This window comes from Puia dinghuensis, assembly GCF_014642875.1.
Lineage (GTDB): Bacteria > Bacteroidota > Bacteroidia > Chitinophagales > Chitinophagaceae > Puia > Puia dinghuensis.
In genome coordinates this window covers 1138404-1155515 of sequence record NZ_BMJC01000001.1, presented here as the reverse complement: position 1 = coordinate 1155515, position 17112 = coordinate 1138404, and the positions used below count along the sequence as shown (strand labels likewise).

Below are 17112 nucleotides of genomic sequence, written 5' to 3'. Positions count from 1 at the left end.
TGTTAATGGTGTCCGGGTCTGCTGAAGCCGCCACCACCGCCACCGCCACCGCCGAAAGAGGGCGAATAGCTGCGGGTAGGCTGACTAAAGGACGGAGCCGGCCGGTATCCCCCATTATTATTGGAAGGGGTATACGGGCGGTATCCACCGTTGCTGTTGCTGCTGCCGGGACGATAATAGGTGTTGTTCACCTGTCTGCCCTGGCCGGTGAGACTGGAGTTATAGGTTGAAGTAGTAGACATTCCCGGGCGGTAGAACCTGTTGTTGTAGCTGGTCGTACCGGTGTGGTGTGAAATCCCGTTGTGGTAAGCCACCGAATTAAAGGGGCGCAGATTGGAATAGATGGCCGTTGGTGTCGAGTGGCTGACGACGAAGACTCCGCCGCCATAGTAAGGATTGTAGAAATAAGGATTGTACCAGCTGTTCCAGAGGAAATAGCTGTTCCAGCAGAGATAGGGGTCATAGAAACCCAAACCATAGCCGAAGCCCATTCCGTAGGGGTATCCCAGGCCATAGCCGAACCCATAAGCGGGATAGCCGTAGCCAAAGCCCATGGAGGCGGTGACGGGCGAATAGTAATAAGAATCGTAGGCGTTGTAATCATCGAAGTATGACCAGCGGGCGGGATCTTGTGCCTTCATGCGAACATAATTGTCGCTGGGCGCCGTGCTGTAATACTCGTCATTGTTGGCGGCGGCGGCGGCAGGTCTTTTGCTACCGGAAGAGTAGTATACATCGTCAGTCGTCTGGGCGTTGCGGGAGGATGAGCAACCCGTCGCTCCAATGACTAAAGTAAAGGCTATTAAGGGAAAAAGGTGTTTCATGGCGAGTTTATTATTTTTCAATGGCGCCATGCAGTCGAATAAATTCTCGTGCCATGGCAATATCATATTTATATTTGCGTCCTTCCGAGTTAAAGTTACAATAAATAATGAGCCTTAACCGGAAAAGTTAACGTTTTCTTGTTAAAAGCTGATTAATAATGAGCAAAGAAATTACAAGCAGGAATGAAGATTATTCGCAATGGTATAACGATCTGGTGATCAAGGGTGGTCTTGCCGATCATTCCGGGGTCAAGGGCTGTATGGTCATCAAACCCTATGGATTTGCGCTCTGGGAGAATATGCGCGACCAGCTGGACAGGATGTTCAAGGATACCGGTCATGTAAACGCCTACTTCCCGCTTTTTATTCCCAAGAGCTTTCTCAGCAGGGAAGCTGCCCATGTGGAAGGTTTTGCGAAGGAATGCGCGGTGGTCACCCACTACCGGCTGAAGAATGACCCCAACGGGGGTGGGGTCATAGTGGACCCTGAGGCCAAACTGGAGGAAGAGCTCATTGTCCGGCCCACCAGCGAAACCATCATCTGGAATACCTACCGGGACTGGATCAAGAGTTATCGTGATCTGCCCCTGTTGATCAACCAATGGGCCAATGTCGTGCGTTGGGAGATGCGTACGCGGCTTTTCCTGCGTACGGCCGAATTCCTCTGGCAGGAAGGGCATACGGCGCACGCCACCGCGGTGGAAGCCATCGCCGAAACCAAACAAATGCTGGACGTCTATGCGACCTTTGCGGAAGAATATATGGCTTTGCCCGTCATCAAGGGAGTAAAAACGGAGAGCGAACGTTTTGCCGGGGCCGTCGACACCTATTGTATCGAGGCGCTGATGCAGGATGGCAAGGCTTTGCAGGCCGGCACATCCCACTTTCTGGGACAGAACTTCGCCAAGGCCTTCGATGTACGGTTTTCCGATAAGAACAATCAGCTTGATTACGTGTGGGCCACCAGCTGGGGTGTTAGTACGCGACTCATCGGCGGGCTTGTCATGGCACATAGTGACGACGATGGACTTATCCTGCCGCCTCGGATCGCTCCCCTGCAGGTGGTGATCGTCCCCATTTATAAGGGCGAGGAAAGGAAGGATGCGCTGGACGCAAAGGGCCGGGAACTCGCGGCAGCTTTCAAAGCCGTGGGCATCAGTGTAAAATATGACGACAATGACAACAGCCGTCCGGGCTTCAAATTCGCGGAGTATGAACTGAAGGGAGTACCCGTGCGGATCGCCATGGGCCTGCGCGACCTCGACAACAACACCGTCGAAGTGGCCCGCCGGGATACCAAAGAAAAAACTGCTGTTCCGATGGAGGGGCTGACGGGCTATGTAAGGCAGCTGCTGGAGACGATCCAGCAGAGCATGTACGACAAGGCCATGGCTTATCGGGATGCCCATATCACCCGTGCGGATACGATGGCCGAGTTCGAAAAGCTGCTGGATGAAAAGGGCGGCTTTGTCCTGGCACATTGGGATGGCACTCCTGCCACTGAAGAGGCGATAAAGGAGAAGACAAAGGCAACCATCCGCTGTATCCCGCTGAACAATCCTGCCGAGGACGGGAAGTGTATCCTGACGGGCAGGCCGAGTAAACAACGGGTATTGTTTGCAAGGGCGTATTGATTCGGCCTATCAGGATTTTGTTTACCTTACAGTAAACTTTGGCCTGATTATGGAACCAACGATGCAAACCAATCTATTCGAGCTGCAGGTTGACCAGACCGCTATGGCCTATCTCCGGGACGCCGCCCGCTGGGCCAAATTTCTCGCCGTGGCCGGTTTTGTTTTTTGCGCACTTTTTGTCGTTGTGGCCCTTCTCGTGGCAACGGTGCTGGCCGGTCTTTTTACGACCATGGGCACTTCTTCGGCTGTCGGCGGGTTGGGGCCTGGTTTTATTGCGGTGGTGTACATCGGCATCGCCCTGCTCAACTTCTTCCCCAACCTCTATCTCTATAATTTTGCCAACAGGATGAAGATAGCCTTGCTCAATAACGACCAGGATCAGCTGAACATCTCCTTTAAGAATATCCGGGCGTTGTTCCGGTTTGTGGGAGTGCTGATGATCATCGTCCTTGGCTTTTGGGTGCTGTTCATCCTCGTGCTCATCATCGGCACAGCGGGAAGGGTTACGACCTGATAGCGGCGCATGGGACGGTCACCGGGTAGAATAATAATTATAATCTTTTAGCAGGGTCTGCAGGAATTCGAGGGAATCCTGGTCGCTGGCGATGCCCAGCTTACTCCGGATCCTGTCGGCGATGCGCATGGACAGATCGTAATCGCCGTTTTTGCTCACCGTATTAATTATCGTCTTGAGGGTATTGATATCCTTATCGCTCAACTGCATCACCTGTGGATAGCGGGGTTTGTAATCATTGGCCAGTTCGGTAAAAACGGTATCTTCCCAGGAAGTGTGGTTCCGGGTGTCGATGAGGATGGTCCCCGCGACGAGGTCGCCGATGCGCTGGGAATAAGGTGTGGCAAGGATACTGGCCAGCCCGCTGAAGAGGAAGACGCTGCACCACCAGGGCAGCGCGCTTACCGTGACGGCTCCGAGTACCCACCAGGGGAAGTCTGCCAATCTGAACGACCAGCGGATGAGGTACTGACTGATGGAAGGTTGTCCGCCGTCTGCGGAAATGACCTTTATCCGCGTGGCTTTCTTTCCGATGCTCTGGCCGTTGAGGAAGACCTCGCAACAAAGGTGGTAACACAGGGGTGGGAGGCCGAACAACACCCATATCCAGATCTTGCTTTCCCAGGGGCCAAGCGCTCTGGCCAGCAGGTTGGAACCCACCAGGTAGTAAGCGATGATGATCGCCAGGTCGACGACCCAGGCGAAGAATCGCCTGAAGAAGGTAGGGATCAGAAAATCCACCTCGATGTTGAAGCCGGTGTCCAGTTTAACCTGCAGCATAGATGAAAGCCTGTTTTTGGCCGGATTATATTATTTAGAGTATTGTCACTATATTGTAGGGGTAAATATAATGCTAAATTTTTCCAGTGAGAGAAGGTCTCTTTATAAAAAAAAATATTGATAAGTGGAAACAATATCAATATGAGCCTGCAACTGATCCTGATGAAATGGCCGGGCAATTCACCGACCTCGTGAATGACCTGGGATATTCTAAAACCTTCTATCCGCATAGCAAGGTGACCGCCTATCTGAACGGGCTTGCCTCCCGCATCTATCTTGGCATCTACCGCAATAAAAAAGAAGAATCCTCACGTATCGTCCGTTTCTGGAAGACGGAATTGCCGATGGTGGTGAGACGGTATCACAGGGAGATCCTTTATTCTTTTATCATTTTTTTTCTGTTTTCGGTGATGGCCGCTTTTTCGGCGGCGCACGATGAGACCTTTGTCCGGGGTGTCCTTGGTGACCAGTATGTAGACATGACCGAGGATAATATCGCAAAAGGCGATCCTTTTGGCGTGTATAAAAGCGAAGATCAGGTGAGCATGTTCTTCTATATCGCCACCAATAATATCGAGGTATCGTTCATGGTCTTTATCGCCGGATTCCTGGTCTCGATAGGCACTATCTGGCAATTGTTTCACAATGCGGTGATGCTTGGCGCCTTTCAATATTACTTTTTCGCCAAAGGACTTGGCTTGCAATCCATCCTGGTGATCTGGATCCACGGCACCCTGGAGATATCCTCCATCATTATTGCCGGTGGCGCGGGGCTTGTGCTGGGCAACAGCGTTCTCTTTCCCGGCACCCGCAAACGCCTGGATTCGTTGAAAAGAGGGGGCAAGGACGGCCTGAAGCTGATGATCGGCCTGGTGCCGATATTTATCATGGCCGCTTTCCTGGAGGGGTTTGTCACCCGCTACTCCCGGATGCCGGTGGCTTTGAGCGCCTCTATTCTGGCAGGCTCCCTGCTGTTTGTCATCTGGTATTTTGTCGTTTATCCCATCCGACTGGAGAAAAAAAGCAGACCCTTATGATGATGCGCCGCTTTTTCGGAATGCTCTTCCTTTTCCTTCCGGCTGGTATCCTTTCCGTCTCTGCGCAGGGGGGTGGGAAGACCGGCGGGACTCAACAATGTCTGTCCACTTTGGCCGTAGGCCTCGTGGACGGACCGGACACCGTCCGGTCTGTGGATACGACGGTGAACGATACCATTATCGTGGGTGGAGATGCGCCGGCAGATGTGCCGGTCGTGACTCATATCGATACCTCTTATAGCGCCTCACCGGAGGCGGGGGATTCGACGGCTTCGGCGGATCAACAACCGCCGGTGTTGCGATCGCTTCCCGACTCGACGGTGCACCGCTGGCAGCGTGATCCGGATTACGCCTATGCCAACGACCCGGCCTATTGGAAGATTCGCCGGCAGGAACCGAGCGCTTTCAGTCTTTGGCTTGCACAGTTGTTGTTTAGCCAGGGTTTCCGGTACACCGTCCTTTTGCTGCTGGGGGCCTTGCTACTGTATGCGATCGTTCGGATCTCGATGGAAAATAATGTGAGCCTTTTCTATCGCCGGCGTTCGAAGAAAGGCGCCGCGGGGGACGAATTCGATGAATCGGAGCTGGAAGAAGACGTCGACGAGCGGATACAACATTTCCTTAATACCGGGGACAAGCGCCAGGCTACCCGTTATCTCTACCGGAAGAGTCTGTATATGCTGCGGGACCGCCAGCTGATCCGCTGGCATGCGGAGTCGACCAACCAGGAATACCTGCGACAATTGAAAGGGACTCCGCCGGAAGCAGCCTTCCGCTTTCTCACCGGGGCCTACGAGATGGTATGGTATGGGGAGTTTGTCCTTAGCGAAGCCACTTTCCGGCGCCTTTACGAACATTTTATCCAATTCTATAAAACCCTGGAGGCATGAACGTTAAAAGAGGATGCATAGCGGGGCTGCTCCTGGTGGTATTGTTCGCTTCCTGTACAGGCGGCAACGAGAAAAAGCTGAACCGGCGCGTTTCGCTCCGGCGGAACGACCGGAATCCCTATGGCGCCAGCATCGCCTATGAAGGGCTGACCTCGATGTTCCCCGACGCGGACATTTCCGTTAGTTCTGCGAATCCGCAGGCGCTTTCCGGCGGAGAGGGCAAGAAGGCCCTCATCTGCATCGGGACCAGGGTGGAGGCCACCGCCTCGGAGGTAGCGACGCTGATGAATTTTGTCAGCGATGGCAACCTGGTCTTTATTTCTGCCATGGGGATGAGTGATACCCTGCTGCACGCGCTTGGCATCCGGACGAGCTATGCCTTTCGTTTCCGGATGGCGCGCACCGACGACATGGACAGCCTCACCGTTGGCGTTTATAGCCCCGTCAACACCGGTTATACAACCTTTACCTATCCCGGGGACGGCTATGCCAGCTATATCACGACGCTCGATTCGCAATACACATCCATCCTTGGCCGGGACGGGAGCGGACATCCCAATTTTGTCCGCATCACGTACAAGGGCGGAGGGGCCATCTATCTTCATTTTGCCCCGCTTGCCTTTTCGAATTTCTTTCTCCTCCACAAACAGAACATCGGGTATTACGAGAATGCGCTATCTTATATGTCGCCGTCGGTAAAACAGGTGTTCTGGGACGACTATTTCCGGTACGATCATGGCAGGTCGTTCTCGGCCTTCCAGTATATCCTGGGCAACGTCGCCTTGCGCTGGGGCTTCTGGCTCCTGCTGCTGCTTTTTGTTCTGATCTATGCCTTCGATTCCAAACGGCGGCAGCGGATGATCCCGGTGATCAACCCCCTGCGCAATACCTCCCTGGACTTTGTCCGCACCATCGGAAGGCTGTATTTTCAGCGACGCGACAACCGAAACCTGGCGACAAAGATGGCCGTGCATTTCATGGACCAGGTGCGTACCCGCTATCACCTGCCGGTGCCGGCGCTGGACGAAGAACTGGTGAAGCGGCTTTCCTACAGGACAGGATACCCGAAGGAGCAACTGCAATGGCTGGTAGACTATATGCAGCAACTGCCGGCAAGGGGCGCTATCCCGGATGAGGAATTATTGCATTTTCATCAACAATTGGAAGCATTTTATAAACATACATAAACATGGAAGATTATTTATTCCAACAGCGGACGGATCTCGATGATCTGAGACTGGCAGTAGAACAATTGAAGAGCGAGATAGGAAAAGTGATCGTGGGCCAGGAAGCCATGATCGAATTGCTGCTGGCAGGTATCCTTGCAGATGGGCATATCCTGATAGAGGGGGTGCCGGGCGTCGCCAAGACCCTGACGGCAAAGCTGCTCAGCCGGGTCGTCTCGGTGGGCTTTTCGCGTATCCAATTTACTCCCGACCTGATGCCAAGTGATGTCATCGGAACAAGCGTATTCAATCCCCGGGACAGCAACTTCCAGTTTAAGCAAGGGCCTATCTTCAGCAATATCGTACTCATCGACGAGATCAACCGGGCGCCGGCCAAGACCCAGTCTGCCTTGTTCGAGGTGATGGAAGAGCGACAGATCACCGTCGATGGGACGACCTATCATCTGCAGGCTCCCTTTATGGTCGTGGCTACGCAGAACCCTATCGAACAGGAAGGAACCTACCACCTGCCGGAAGCGCAGCTCGACCGGTTCCTTTTCAAGATAAGGGTCCAGTATCCTTCCCAGGAAGAGGAGTTCCACATCGTCTCCAACCACCACCTGATGAAAGGCGACCAGCGTATCGAGACGGTGGATGCGGTGCTGCCCGCGGCGCGGATCAGGGAATTACGGGATAAGGTGAGGGGGCTGCATATAGAGGAAAAGCTGATCCATTTTATAACGGCCATTGTGACGGCTACGCGGAATCATAAGTCGATCTACCTCGGGGCGTCGCCACGCGCCTCTATAGGCATCCTCAACGGGGCAAAAGCTTTGGCGGCGATGAGAGGTCGTGACTTCGTGACACCCGAGGATATCGTGTATATCACGCCGCCAGTCCTGCGTCACCGGCTGGTGCTTACGCCCGAGAAAGAAATGGAAGGTGTTTCGGCGGATGACGTCATTGCCGAGATTGTGAAGTCGATAGAAGTTCCCCGATAATGTTAAAACGATTCTACATATCCCTTTATTTCTCCCGCCGCTTCTATTGGCTGTTTGTCGGGATCATCCTGGTGTTTGTGGTCTCCTATGGTGTTCCGTTTCTGTTCACCGTCGGGCAGCTACTGCTGTTATTCTTTGCCGTGGTGACGGTGCTCGACTACTTCGTGCTGTTTTTGCGCAAGGCGCCGGTGCCTGTACGGCGGGATGTAGGAGATCGGATGAGCAATGGGGACAATAATACCGTTGCCCTGCAGGTGAAGAACGATTATCCCTTTCCCATTCGGCTGCGCATCATCGATGAGCTGCCCGATCAGTTTCAGCTGAGGGATTTTTCGCTTTACGCCGACCTGAAGGCGGGTGAGGTCAGGGCGCTGGACTACCAGCTGCGGCCAAAGGAGCGGGGCGAATATGTATTCTACAACATCAATGTCTTTATCAAGAGTCCTTTTGGGCTGCTGATCAGGCGCAGTATCATAGAGGCAAAAACGATGGTGCGGGTGCTCCCTTCTTATCTTGCACTGCGGCAGTATGCGCTGTTGGCCGCATCCCACAACCTCGCCGAAAGCGGGATCAAGCGTATCCGGAAGCTGGGGCATAGCCTGGAGTTCGAACAGATAAAGGAATATGTCACCGGCGATGATATCCGCAGCCTCAACTGGAAGGCGACGGCGCGTAAGGGTGGGCAACTGATGGTCAACACCTTCACCGACGAGAAGAGCCAGCAGGTGTATTGTCTCATCGACAAGGGGCGGGTGATGAAAATGCCTTTCGACGGCATGAGCCTGCTCGACTATGCCATCAACGCCGCGCTTGTATTATCCCATGTGGCGCTTATCCGCCAGGATAAGGCGGGGCTGCTGACGTTTGGCGACCAGATAGGAACCTTTCTTCCTGCCGACAGGAAGTCGATGCAGATGTCCAGTATCCTGGAAATCCTCTACAACCAGCAGACGCGGTGGCAGGAGACGGACTATGAAAAGGTGTATGCGATGGTGCGGACACGGATCACGCAGCGGAGTCTCATAGTACTGTTCACCAATTTCGAATCCCTCTCCGGTCTCGAGCGGCAGATGCCGTACATCCGCGCTATTGCACGCAGGCATCTCCTGCTGATCGTATTCTTCGAGAATACCGGGCTGCAGCAGATAAGGGAGCAGGAGGCAACGGACATCGAAGGCGTCTATGTCAAGACCATCGCCGACAAATTTGCCTATGAAAAGCGGCTCATTGTAAAAGAGCTGAACCAGCATGGCATTGCGACCATTCTCACTGCTCCTGAGCATCTCACCATCCAGACCGTCAATAAATACCTGGAGATAAAGGCCCGGCTGGCTATTTGATGATAACGCCACCGCCGGGCGGAATGCCCCTGAAAAGCTATCTTCGCGTGATGGAACCGACTCCCCATTTCTTCGAGCAGGGCCAGGTGCTGCTTATCGACAAACCGCTGGACTGGACCTCTTTCGACGTCGTGCGCAAATTACGTCCGCTGGTAAGGACAAAAAAGATCGGTCACGCCGGCACCCTGGACCCTCTGGCAACCGGACTGCTTATCCTTTGCACCGGTAAGTTCACAAAACGTATCAACGAGTATATGGCAAAGGAGAAAGAATATACCGGGACGATCGTGCTGGGCGCCAGTACGCCTACTTATGACCTGGAGAGCGAGCCGCAGCCGGGGGAAGACCCGGGCTATCTGACCGAGGTGATCGTCCGGGACGCCATTGAACGTGAATTCACCGGGGAGATCATGCAGACTCCTCCCATCCATTCGGCGATAAAGGTGGGGGGCAAGCGGGTGTATGAATTAGCCCGCAAGGGCAGGGAGGTAAAGCTCGAACCCCGGCGCGTCGTGGTGAAGGAATTCGAGATCACCCGGTTTCAGCTGCCTGAACTCGACTTCCGGGTGGTATGTTCAACAGGAACGTATATCCGTAGCCTGGCTAATGACCTTGGCGCCGTCCTTGGCTGCGGTGGTTATCTCAGCGGCCTGCGGCGAACCCGCATCGGGGAATTCAGGGTCGAACAAGCCATGAGCATGGAAGCGGCGGGGGAGTATATCAGGCAAAAATTGGAGAATTCCCAGGCTTCTGCTCCTACAAAATCGACGTAAAGAGTTTTAAGTTTAGGAAAAAATACTGAAAAATGAGCGCGTCCACCAAAATCAGGTGAAAAAACGGTATTTTACGTTGTTCGTCCTTTTTTGCCGTCGGCGTTTGGATGTACGAGGAAAAGTGTTTAAGTTCGATGTTATTAATCTCTCACACTGTTTCAACCCCCACCGTTACCCGGCCCACAGACCTTGTCGCATCTTTAGTAGCGTGATTATCATCCTTCTATTTTTCATTTGAACACTCGGATTGCGAATGCGCATTTTTCCCGCGCGTCCGGATCGTAGCCCCCATTTGATCCATCAACAACATTGTGGACCCTAAACCATTTTGTGTAATGAAACGTCTTTCCGTTCTTTTCTTCGCATTCACGTGGCAGGCCGCGCTGTGTCAATGGCAAACTAGCGGCAATAATATTTACAATTCCAATACCGGGAATGTAGGGATCGGGACATCAAGCCCCACTTTTCCGTTGCATTTGATTGGGTCTGTCAATGATATCCTCGGTATTACAGCCAGTGGGGGAGGCCGGGGAGGGATCTATATACAGAATACCAACGCAATCGGATTCGCTACGCTGATTATGGAGAACAATCTTGGTGGTCTTAATTCCACCGTTTCGTTATCTGTTGGCGGTTCGACAAACTCCTATCCAAACTTTTTTGGCCTTTCCCCCATTAACAGAGGCAATTTAGTGACACAAGGAGCAAACAGTTTAGGTCTGGGCGTTGGAACCCTGACGGCACAGCCGTTGGTATTGGGGACGAATAATGCTGAGCGTTTGCGTATCGATTCTGCTGGGAATGTGGGCATCGGGACCTCGAACACGCAGGGCTATAAATTAGCAGTCAACGGCTCGGCCATCTTCACCGCCGCCTGGGTCAAACCGTATGCCAACTGGCCCGACTATGTATTTCGAAAGGATTACCGGCTGCCCAGCCTGGATAGCCTTTCGAAGTATATCCAGTCCAACAACCATTTGCCGGATGTGCCCTCGGCGGAGACTGTCGCACAGAAAGGCATCGATCTCGGCGGCAACCAGGCAGTGCTGCTCAAAAAGATTGAAGAGTTAACCCTTTACCTGATAGAGCAGCAAAAGGCGATGGAGAAACAAGAAAAGGAAATAGCGGCGCTCAAAGAGCAGAATGCCCAACTACAAGCGCAGCAGGAAAGGATCGACCGGTTGGAGCAGTTGGTCGAACAACTAAGCAAAAAGGAACGCTCAACGGCTATAAATCCCAAGCCATGACGAGGATATTTCCAGTTGTCACAGCATTGCTGCTCTCCTGCTCGGTTGTTTTCGGACAAACGGGGGATACGGCTTTATCCGGCATAAACAAGCTTTCCGCGAAGACCTTTGACCGTATTGGCGCCTGGGCCGCACGAACGGAAAAGAGGATTACCCGGCAGACAGCGAAGCACCTGGATCAACTGGCGAAACAGGAAAGCCGGCTGGAAAAAGCGCTTTATGGCCGGGACAGCGGTGCGGCGAAGAGACTCTTTGGCGGATCGCAGCAGCAATACCGGGCAATGTTGACTACCCTGCTGTCATCTTCCAGCACCAACCATCTCCCGGCCTTGAAGGAATATTTGCCGGTAGTGGACAGCCTGCATGCGGCGCTGCACTTTCTCGGCGGGCCGGGCGCAACGACGGCGGGCCTGTCCTTGGGCAAATTGGAAGCCATCGGCAGTGCGGCGGGGCAGTTGCAGCAATTGGAAGGCAGGTGGCAGCAGGCCCGAGACGTAGAAAGCTTTATCCGGCAGCGGGAACAGCAACTCTCCGGGCAGTTGACAGGTCAAGGCCTGAGCAAATCGCTGCTGCGCATCAACAAATCGGCCTTCTATTTTCAGCAGCAATTAGTGGAATATAAATCGCTGCTAGCGGACAGGGACAGGTTGCAGCAAAAGGTATTGAACAGCCTGCGCAACAGCCCGGCATTTCAGCATTTCATGCAAACCAATAGCTATGTAGGACGAATGTTCAGCCTTCCGGAGAATTATGGGAGCCCGGCATCGCTATCCGGGTTGCAGACAAAGACGATGGTACAACAACGTCTCGGACTGGGCCAGGGTTCTTCGAGACCATCCGGTGGCAGTGGTGCAGAACCCGGCCAATTTTTACAGCAAAAGGTGGATAACGGCCAACAACAGCTCGGCCTGCTCAAGAGCAAACTGCGGTCGCTGGGTAATTTCAGCGGCGGTGGAGATGTGGTGATGCCGCGATTTACCCCTAATGATCAAAAGGTGAAAACTTTTCTGCATCGAATCGAGTATGGCGTCAATCTACAGACCCAGCAAAGCTATGGGATCATGCCGGCAACCGCCGACCTGGGCCTGCTACTCGGCTATAAGCTGAGTTCGAAAGCGACCATTGGCGTCGGGGGCAGTTACAATATCGGGCTGAAGGGCGGGCTTGGGCATCTCTCCTATAGCGGGCAGGGAGCGGGAATCCGAAGTTATATCGATGTACGGGCGAGGGGCAGCCTGTGGTTGACGGGTGGTTGGGAATACAACTATGTCCGCGGCTTTAGTACCTGGCGGGATCTATCCCATTGGAACGAGTGGCAAAAGAGCGCCCTCTTCGGCCTTAGTAAAAAGTTCAAGTTGTCTGCCGCCAGGACCAGCAGCCTGCAACTGCTTTTCGATGCTTTGTACAAACAGCATGTGCCAGCTTCTTCTCCATTGATCTTTCGGGTTGGCTACAGCTTCAATTAGACAAATCGTGTATGAACCCGAGCATGACAATATTGAATATACTGGGCGAAGAGCTGCGAGGCTCCATCCGACAATTGAAAAGACATAATGTACGGATGAAATATCTGTTGACTACTTGTTTGTTATTGGGCGCCTTTTTACTCCATGCCCAGGATGCGCCCAACCTGGCGAACCTCAGTTCGTTTGCGGGTAATACGGAACAGCAATACAAACTAGGGTCCGTTCCGGTGAACATTTACACCGGATCGCCCAACGTATCGGTGCCGATCTACAACTATAGCAATGCCGGCAGCGGCCTCAGCTGGCCTGTCTCTTTAAGCTATTTTGCCGGCGGGGCGCAACTGGGCGAAACATCCTCGACGGTAGGCCTGGGCTGGTATTTCAACAGCACGGGCGTCATTACACGGACCGTGCGGGGGATGCCGGACGATCTCCCCACCAATGGGTTCCTCTATAGCGCCGCCGTTCCGACGGATTTTCGCAGCAATGGCAGTAAGTTCTATTTCGACAGCCTGGATGCGCAGCAGGATGTGTTCGAGTTCAATTTCGGGGGGCGTAACGGCCAGTTCCTCATCGGGAAGGGCAAGGAGATCGTGCAACTGCCGAACACCAAAATGAATATCTCCTACCTGGTGTCTTCCGGCGACAACAGTACCATTATCAGCTTCCGCATCGTGACGGAAGACGGCGTCAAGTATGATTTTGCCAACCGGGAGACGACAGACATGAGCAACTTCAACGGCTTTGTCTGCGGCTATAGCGGCGTAACATATGGCAGTGCGTGGTGGCTGACGGATATTATCGCCCCTTTTAGTGCCGACACGATCAAGTTCACCTATAATGCCGTCAACTTTTCGAGTACGGTCAATTATCCGCAATATACGTATACCAATTACTACGCAGGCGCACCCAGCGTGTTGATGCCGACGGCTTCCTCGTCGGTATCGTCCTACAAACTCAATAGCATTGTTTTCCCAGACAAACGGACATTGCAGGTGATCTATAGTAATGTATACAACTATGCGTATGGCGATGCGGCGGTAGCCAAGATAAAGATCAGCGATTCTGTGTTCCGATACGGATTTGCCCTGGGGTATACGACGGCAACCAACGGGCCGGCACAAAACCTGTATTTGAGCAGTGTAACACCCTATACAGCCGGCGAGGAGCAAAAAGGGTACACGTTTTTTTACAATTCCACCTTTGTTCCCTATAATACGACCGATTTCTACCAGAAGGATTACTGGGGCTTCTACAATGGGGCGACGGGCAACAGCAACCTGATCCCGCCAGAAGGTAATTCCTACGATGCCAACAGGTCGCCTAATATCACTTACGCGGTGTACAATACCCTGCAGACTTTCTACCTGCCGGGCGGGGGGTATATCCATTACCAGTATGAGCTGAATGATCATTACCCACTGGTAAAGACTGTGGGTACGGCGATCATTCAGGGTAGTTCTTCCTCTACCTCGACCAGCGCATCTTTCAACCAAGTGTTCGGTACGAAGCAAGGGATGGTCTTCACCCTCGATCCCTCCGTATCCCGAAGCGGCAGCGCGCCGGTGAGCGGCAACGGATCGATTACGATCAGTGTTCAGAATTCCAGCGGGACCATCACCTATGTGACCACCACCTTCTCCCTCTATGATCTCTTCTACCTGGGGACCAAGACCTGGTCGTTCAATATCCCAAATGGAGCTTATACGCTTGTCTCGCAGCTGAGTAGCGGTACCTCGGTTTCGGGAAGTTTCCCGATTGATGTTTCCTGGGAGAACCGGGCGGTGGATGGTACCAAGACTGCGGTAACGGCGGGCGGACTACGTGTCAAGCGGGTGACGCGGCAGGACGACATCGACGACCCGAACATCACGACGGAAGACTTTCAATACTTCACCGTAGACGGGAAAAGCTCGGGTTTCCTGGGGGACACCGCCGCCTATAGTCATCCCTACACGGAAACGGTGATCAACGGGGGTACTACGACGACCAACTATAACTACATCACCAGCGACCCGACCAATACCCTGGATTATACCCAGGGAAGCCCGGTGGGTTATAGTCGGGTCATCGTATACAAGGGCTCTTCGACGCACAACCTGGGCAAGACAGTGTATGAGTTCACCGGGCCGGCAGATGTCAATTGCAATATTTCCACGCATGTCTTCCCGTATACTCCGCAGGATATGCGGGAATGGGGCATGGGGCTGCCGACACGGGTTTCCCTATACGACAGCCTTGGCAACCTGGTTAAACGGACGGTCAACACCTATGAGGTGGATACGGTAGCCTATAGTACTTCCGACTTCCTGTCGCTGGAATTGGGCAATACTTTCACACAGATAAACGGGGCACCATCCAATCCCGCTTCTCCCAGGACAAAGACTTTTGTCGGGCAACAATACTATCCTTCCAGTGGCCGGGCCTTTGTGATCGCCTCTACGGACACCCTGTACCAGTCGGATGGGTCGGTGAATACGATTTACCGGAATTACGTCTATGACACCAATTACAACGTGACGAAGATGATCACGAGCTATGACCGGACAAGGGGGTTGCAGCTCGAGAGCAGGTATTATTATCCTTACAACTATATTATCACCGGACCGATCGGGACCATGCGAACGAGTGGCATTCTGTCTCCTGTCATTGCAACCGAGAATTGGATCACCGGGGATGCCAACCCGCGGATGATCGGTGGGAGTATCACGGATTATCAGCAGTTGTCGGGAGGTTATATCAAGCCACTCACTTCCTATGCGCTGCAATCCAACGCCCCGGTGGTGCAATCGGTGATCGGCCTTTTCGATTCCTCGAAACTCAACCGGAACAGCACGTATTTCGTGGCGCAGGCTAGTTATCCGAATTACAGCAGCAAGGGCAACCTGTTACAGGTGACGAGTGCGGTTAGCGGCCAGAGCACTTCGACCATCCGGGATTATAATGATGAATATGCCGTGGCGAGCGTCAGCAATGCTGCAAATGGAGATGTGGCGTATACGAGTTTTGAATCCGATGGTTCTGGCAACTGGACCATCGGCAACAGTACGCGGGACTATTCCGGGGCGCTGACGGGCAAATGGGCCTATAACCTGTCTAACGGTAATGTTACCAAGTCTGGATTGAATACGGCGCTCACCTATATCGTCTCGGTATGGGCGAAGACTTCCGCCAGCGTCAGCGTGAACGGAACGGCGCAATCATCGCCGCTGGCCCAGCAGAACGGCTGGAACCTGTATTTCACGATGGTTGGGGGTGTGAGCACGGTGACCATCAGTGGCAGCGGGACGATCGATGAGTTACGCCTGTACCCGAAGGACGCCAATATGGCTACGACCACCTATGAGCCCCTGGTGGGACCGACCACCAGCTGCGACGCGAACAGCACGGTGCAGTATACCACGTATGACCTGTTGAACCGGCCCAAGCTGATAAAGGATAAGGACGGGAACGTCATCCGCCGGTTTGATTATTCCGATAAGGATTCGCTCATCAGCACGGCGCCGGTTTGGAGTAGGACAGCCGTTTTCCAATGGGACCCGGTCTATCAATGCGGCTACGATAGTGTAATTACTACCAGGGATGTGAATCCCTGGAGCGATTCTTACAATTATGCGACCGTTCAGACGGTCTTTGAGGGATATAACTACTGCACGTGCAGTTACAGCGCCAACTACCCGCAATGGAAGACCATCAACGGGGTGTGTACACAAGGGGCAAAACAATATTCGTCCTGTGTTTATTACAAGACCGGCAATTACTATTTGTGCACCTATCACTACATCTGGCCTGACTGTAGCGTCAGCCAGAATTACACGGAGCAGGATGCTACGGCACAGACAGTGTCGTCCAGCTGCCCACCGCCTGGCGGTTTTCCGTGATAAATCATTGAATCGAAAACCTAATTAAACGCATTATGCTTAAGCTTCTATTTTATTTCCTGCTGGCCGGTCCGGGACCGATCTATTCCCTTTCCTTTACGGATGCACAGGGTCACCTGGTGCAGTTGAGTGCCTTCAAGGGAAAGAAGATCCTGCTGGTGAATACCGCCAGCGGTTCGTCCCGCGCCAGCCAATATGCCAGCCTGGAAAAGCTGTACGAGCTGTATAAAGACAGCCTGGTGATCATCGCCTTTCCCAGCAACGATTTTGGGCACGAGCCGGCTACCGGCGCCGTCATCAGTCAGAATGTTGTCAGCCAGTACAACATTCAGTTCATCATGGCGGCAAATATCTCCGTTACCGGTGCTACTACGCATCCCGTATTCCAATGGCTGACCAGTGCGGCATTGAATGGGCTGGACTCCAACCCGGTGGGAAACGATTTTTATAAATTCCTGGTCGACAGTGCCGGCAATTGGAAGGGCGTTTTTTCCGATGAAGTGGACCCGATGAGTGCTGAAATGCAGAACGCGATAAAGCAGTAAAACTATATTTTTTA

Annotated in this window: 14 protein-coding genes; 12 read left to right on the top strand and 2 right to left on the bottom strand. The window is 53.1% G+C overall.

The genetic code is table 11. The features are described from left to right. Positions 1–2: 2 nt before the first annotated feature. Entirely contained in the window at positions 3–824 is an 822-nt protein-coding gene (locus IEY39_RS04555; protein ID WP_188928962.1) for a DUF5320 domain-containing protein, read from the bottom strand. Positions 825–982: 158 nt separating this feature from the next. On the opposite strand from IEY39_RS04555, the gene proS reads away from it, so the two are divergent. Both proS and IEY39_RS04545 read left to right on the top strand, forming a co-directional pair. After that, positions 983–2458: a proline--tRNA ligase gene (gene proS / locus IEY39_RS04550; protein ID WP_188928960.1), complete on the top strand. Its 1476-nt coding sequence runs from the start codon at positions 983–985 to the stop codon at positions 2456–2458. A 49-nt stretch (positions 2459–2507) separates the two neighbouring features. After that, the gene (locus tag IEY39_RS04545) at positions 2508–2972 is read left to right on the top strand and encodes a hypothetical protein (RefSeq protein ID WP_188928958.1); all 465 of its coding nucleotides are present in this window, start codon (positions 2508–2510) and stop codon (positions 2970–2972) included. Positions 2973–2990: 18 nt separating this feature from the next. On the opposite strand, the gene IEY39_RS04540 is transcribed toward IEY39_RS04545, so the two are convergent. Beyond that, positions 2991–3752: an RDD family protein gene (locus tag IEY39_RS04540; protein WP_188928956.1), complete on the bottom strand. Its 762-nt coding sequence runs from the start codon at positions 3750–3752 to the stop codon at positions 2991–2993. Between the two features lie 86 nt (positions 3753–3838). On the opposite strand from IEY39_RS04540, the gene IEY39_RS04535 reads away from it, so the two are divergent. The 10 genes from IEY39_RS04535 (at position 3839) to IEY39_RS04490 (ending at position 17098) form a co-directional block, all read left to right on the top strand. Continuing rightward, the gene (locus IEY39_RS04535) at positions 3839–4789 is read left to right on the top strand and encodes a stage II sporulation protein M (RefSeq protein ID WP_188928954.1); all 951 of its coding nucleotides are present in this window, start codon (positions 3839–3841) and stop codon (positions 4787–4789) included. Beyond that, positions 4786–5679: a DUF4129 domain-containing protein gene (locus IEY39_RS04530; RefSeq protein ID WP_188928952.1), complete on the top strand. Its 894-nt coding sequence runs from the start codon at positions 4786–4788 to the stop codon at positions 5677–5679. Before IEY39_RS04535 ends, IEY39_RS04530 begins: the two co-directional genes overlap by 4 nt. Beyond that, positions 5676–6866, top strand: coding sequence for a DUF4350 domain-containing protein (locus tag IEY39_RS04525; RefSeq protein WP_188928950.1), 1191 nt, complete (start codon positions 5676–5678; stop codon positions 6864–6866). The genes IEY39_RS04530 and IEY39_RS04525 overlap by 4 nt, the downstream gene beginning before the upstream one ends. Before the next feature lie 2 nt (positions 6867–6868). Then, on the top strand, positions 6869–7846 hold the full coding sequence (locus IEY39_RS04520; protein ID WP_188928949.1) for an AAA family ATPase: 978 nt from the start codon (positions 6869–6871) through the stop codon (positions 7844–7846). Then, complete coding sequence (locus tag IEY39_RS04515; RefSeq protein WP_188928947.1) at positions 7846–9186, top strand: DUF58 domain-containing protein; 1341 nt, start codon at positions 7846–7848, stop codon at positions 9184–9186. Before IEY39_RS04520 ends, IEY39_RS04515 begins: the two co-directional genes overlap by 1 nt. Positions 9187–9236: 50 nt before the next feature. Continuing rightward, complete coding sequence (gene truB, locus IEY39_RS04510; RefSeq protein ID WP_188928945.1) at positions 9237–9959, top strand: tRNA pseudouridine(55) synthase TruB; 723 nt, start codon at positions 9237–9239, stop codon at positions 9957–9959. Between the two features lie 335 nt (positions 9960–10294). Further along, a complete protein-coding gene (locus tag IEY39_RS04505) occupies positions 10295–11206 on the top strand; it encodes a DUF3450 domain-containing protein (protein ID WP_188928943.1) in 912 nt (303 codons plus the stop codon). Further along, positions 11203–12672, top strand: a complete 1470-nt coding sequence (locus IEY39_RS04500; protein WP_188928941.1) for a hypothetical protein — start codon at positions 11203–11205, stop codon at positions 12670–12672. The genes IEY39_RS04505 and IEY39_RS04500 overlap by 4 nt, the downstream gene beginning before the upstream one ends. Positions 12673–12695: 23 nt before the next feature. Then, entirely contained in the window at positions 12696–16553 is a 3858-nt protein-coding gene (locus tag IEY39_RS04495) for an RHS repeat domain-containing protein (protein WP_188928939.1), read from the top strand. A 35-nt stretch (positions 16554–16588) separates the two neighbouring features. Next, positions 16589–17098, top strand: coding sequence for a glutathione peroxidase (locus IEY39_RS04490; protein WP_188928937.1), 510 nt, complete (start codon positions 16589–16591; stop codon positions 17096–17098). The last annotated feature ends 14 nt before the right edge of the window (positions 17099–17112 follow it).

Excerpts from the sequence above, each read along its gene's own strand:
- proS (WP_188928960.1), top strand. The coding sequence starts at position 983 with ATGAGCAAAGAAATTACAAGCAGGAATGAAGATTATTCGCAATGGTAT.
- IEY39_RS04530 (WP_188928952.1), top strand. The coding sequence starts at position 4,786 with ATGATGATGCGCCGCTTTTTCGGAATGCTCTTCCTTTTCCTTCCGGCT.
- IEY39_RS04540 (WP_188928956.1), bottom strand. The coding sequence starts at position 3,752 with ATGCTGCAGGTTAAACTGGACACCGGCTTCAACATCGAGGTGGATTTT.
- truB (WP_188928945.1), top strand. The coding sequence starts at position 9,237 with ATGGAACCGACTCCCCATTTCTTCGAGCAGGGCCAGGTGCTGCTTATC.
- IEY39_RS04490 (WP_188928937.1), top strand. The coding sequence starts at position 16,589 with ATGCTTAAGCTTCTATTTTATTTCCTGCTGGCCGGTCCGGGACCGATC.
- IEY39_RS04505 (WP_188928943.1), top strand. The coding sequence starts at position 10,295 with ATGAAACGTCTTTCCGTTCTTTTCTTCGCATTCACGTGGCAGGCCGCG.
- IEY39_RS04515 (WP_188928947.1), top strand. The coding sequence starts at position 7,846 with ATGTTAAAACGATTCTACATATCCCTTTATTTCTCCCGCCGCTTCTAT.
- IEY39_RS04495 (WP_188928939.1), top strand. The coding sequence starts at position 12,696 with ATGACAATATTGAATATACTGGGCGAAGAGCTGCGAGGCTCCATCCGA.
- IEY39_RS04500 (WP_188928941.1), top strand. The coding sequence starts at position 11,203 with ATGACGAGGATATTTCCAGTTGTCACAGCATTGCTGCTCTCCTGCTCG.
- IEY39_RS04520 (WP_188928949.1), top strand. The coding sequence starts at position 6,869 with ATGGAAGATTATTTATTCCAACAGCGGACGGATCTCGATGATCTGAGA.
- IEY39_RS04545 (WP_188928958.1), top strand. The coding sequence starts at position 2,508 with ATGGAACCAACGATGCAAACCAATCTATTCGAGCTGCAGGTTGACCAG.
- IEY39_RS04525 (WP_188928950.1), top strand. The coding sequence starts at position 5,676 with ATGAACGTTAAAAGAGGATGCATAGCGGGGCTGCTCCTGGTGGTATTG.
- IEY39_RS04555 (WP_188928962.1), bottom strand. The coding sequence starts at position 824 with ATGAAACACCTTTTTCCCTTAATAGCCTTTACTTTAGTCATTGGAGCG.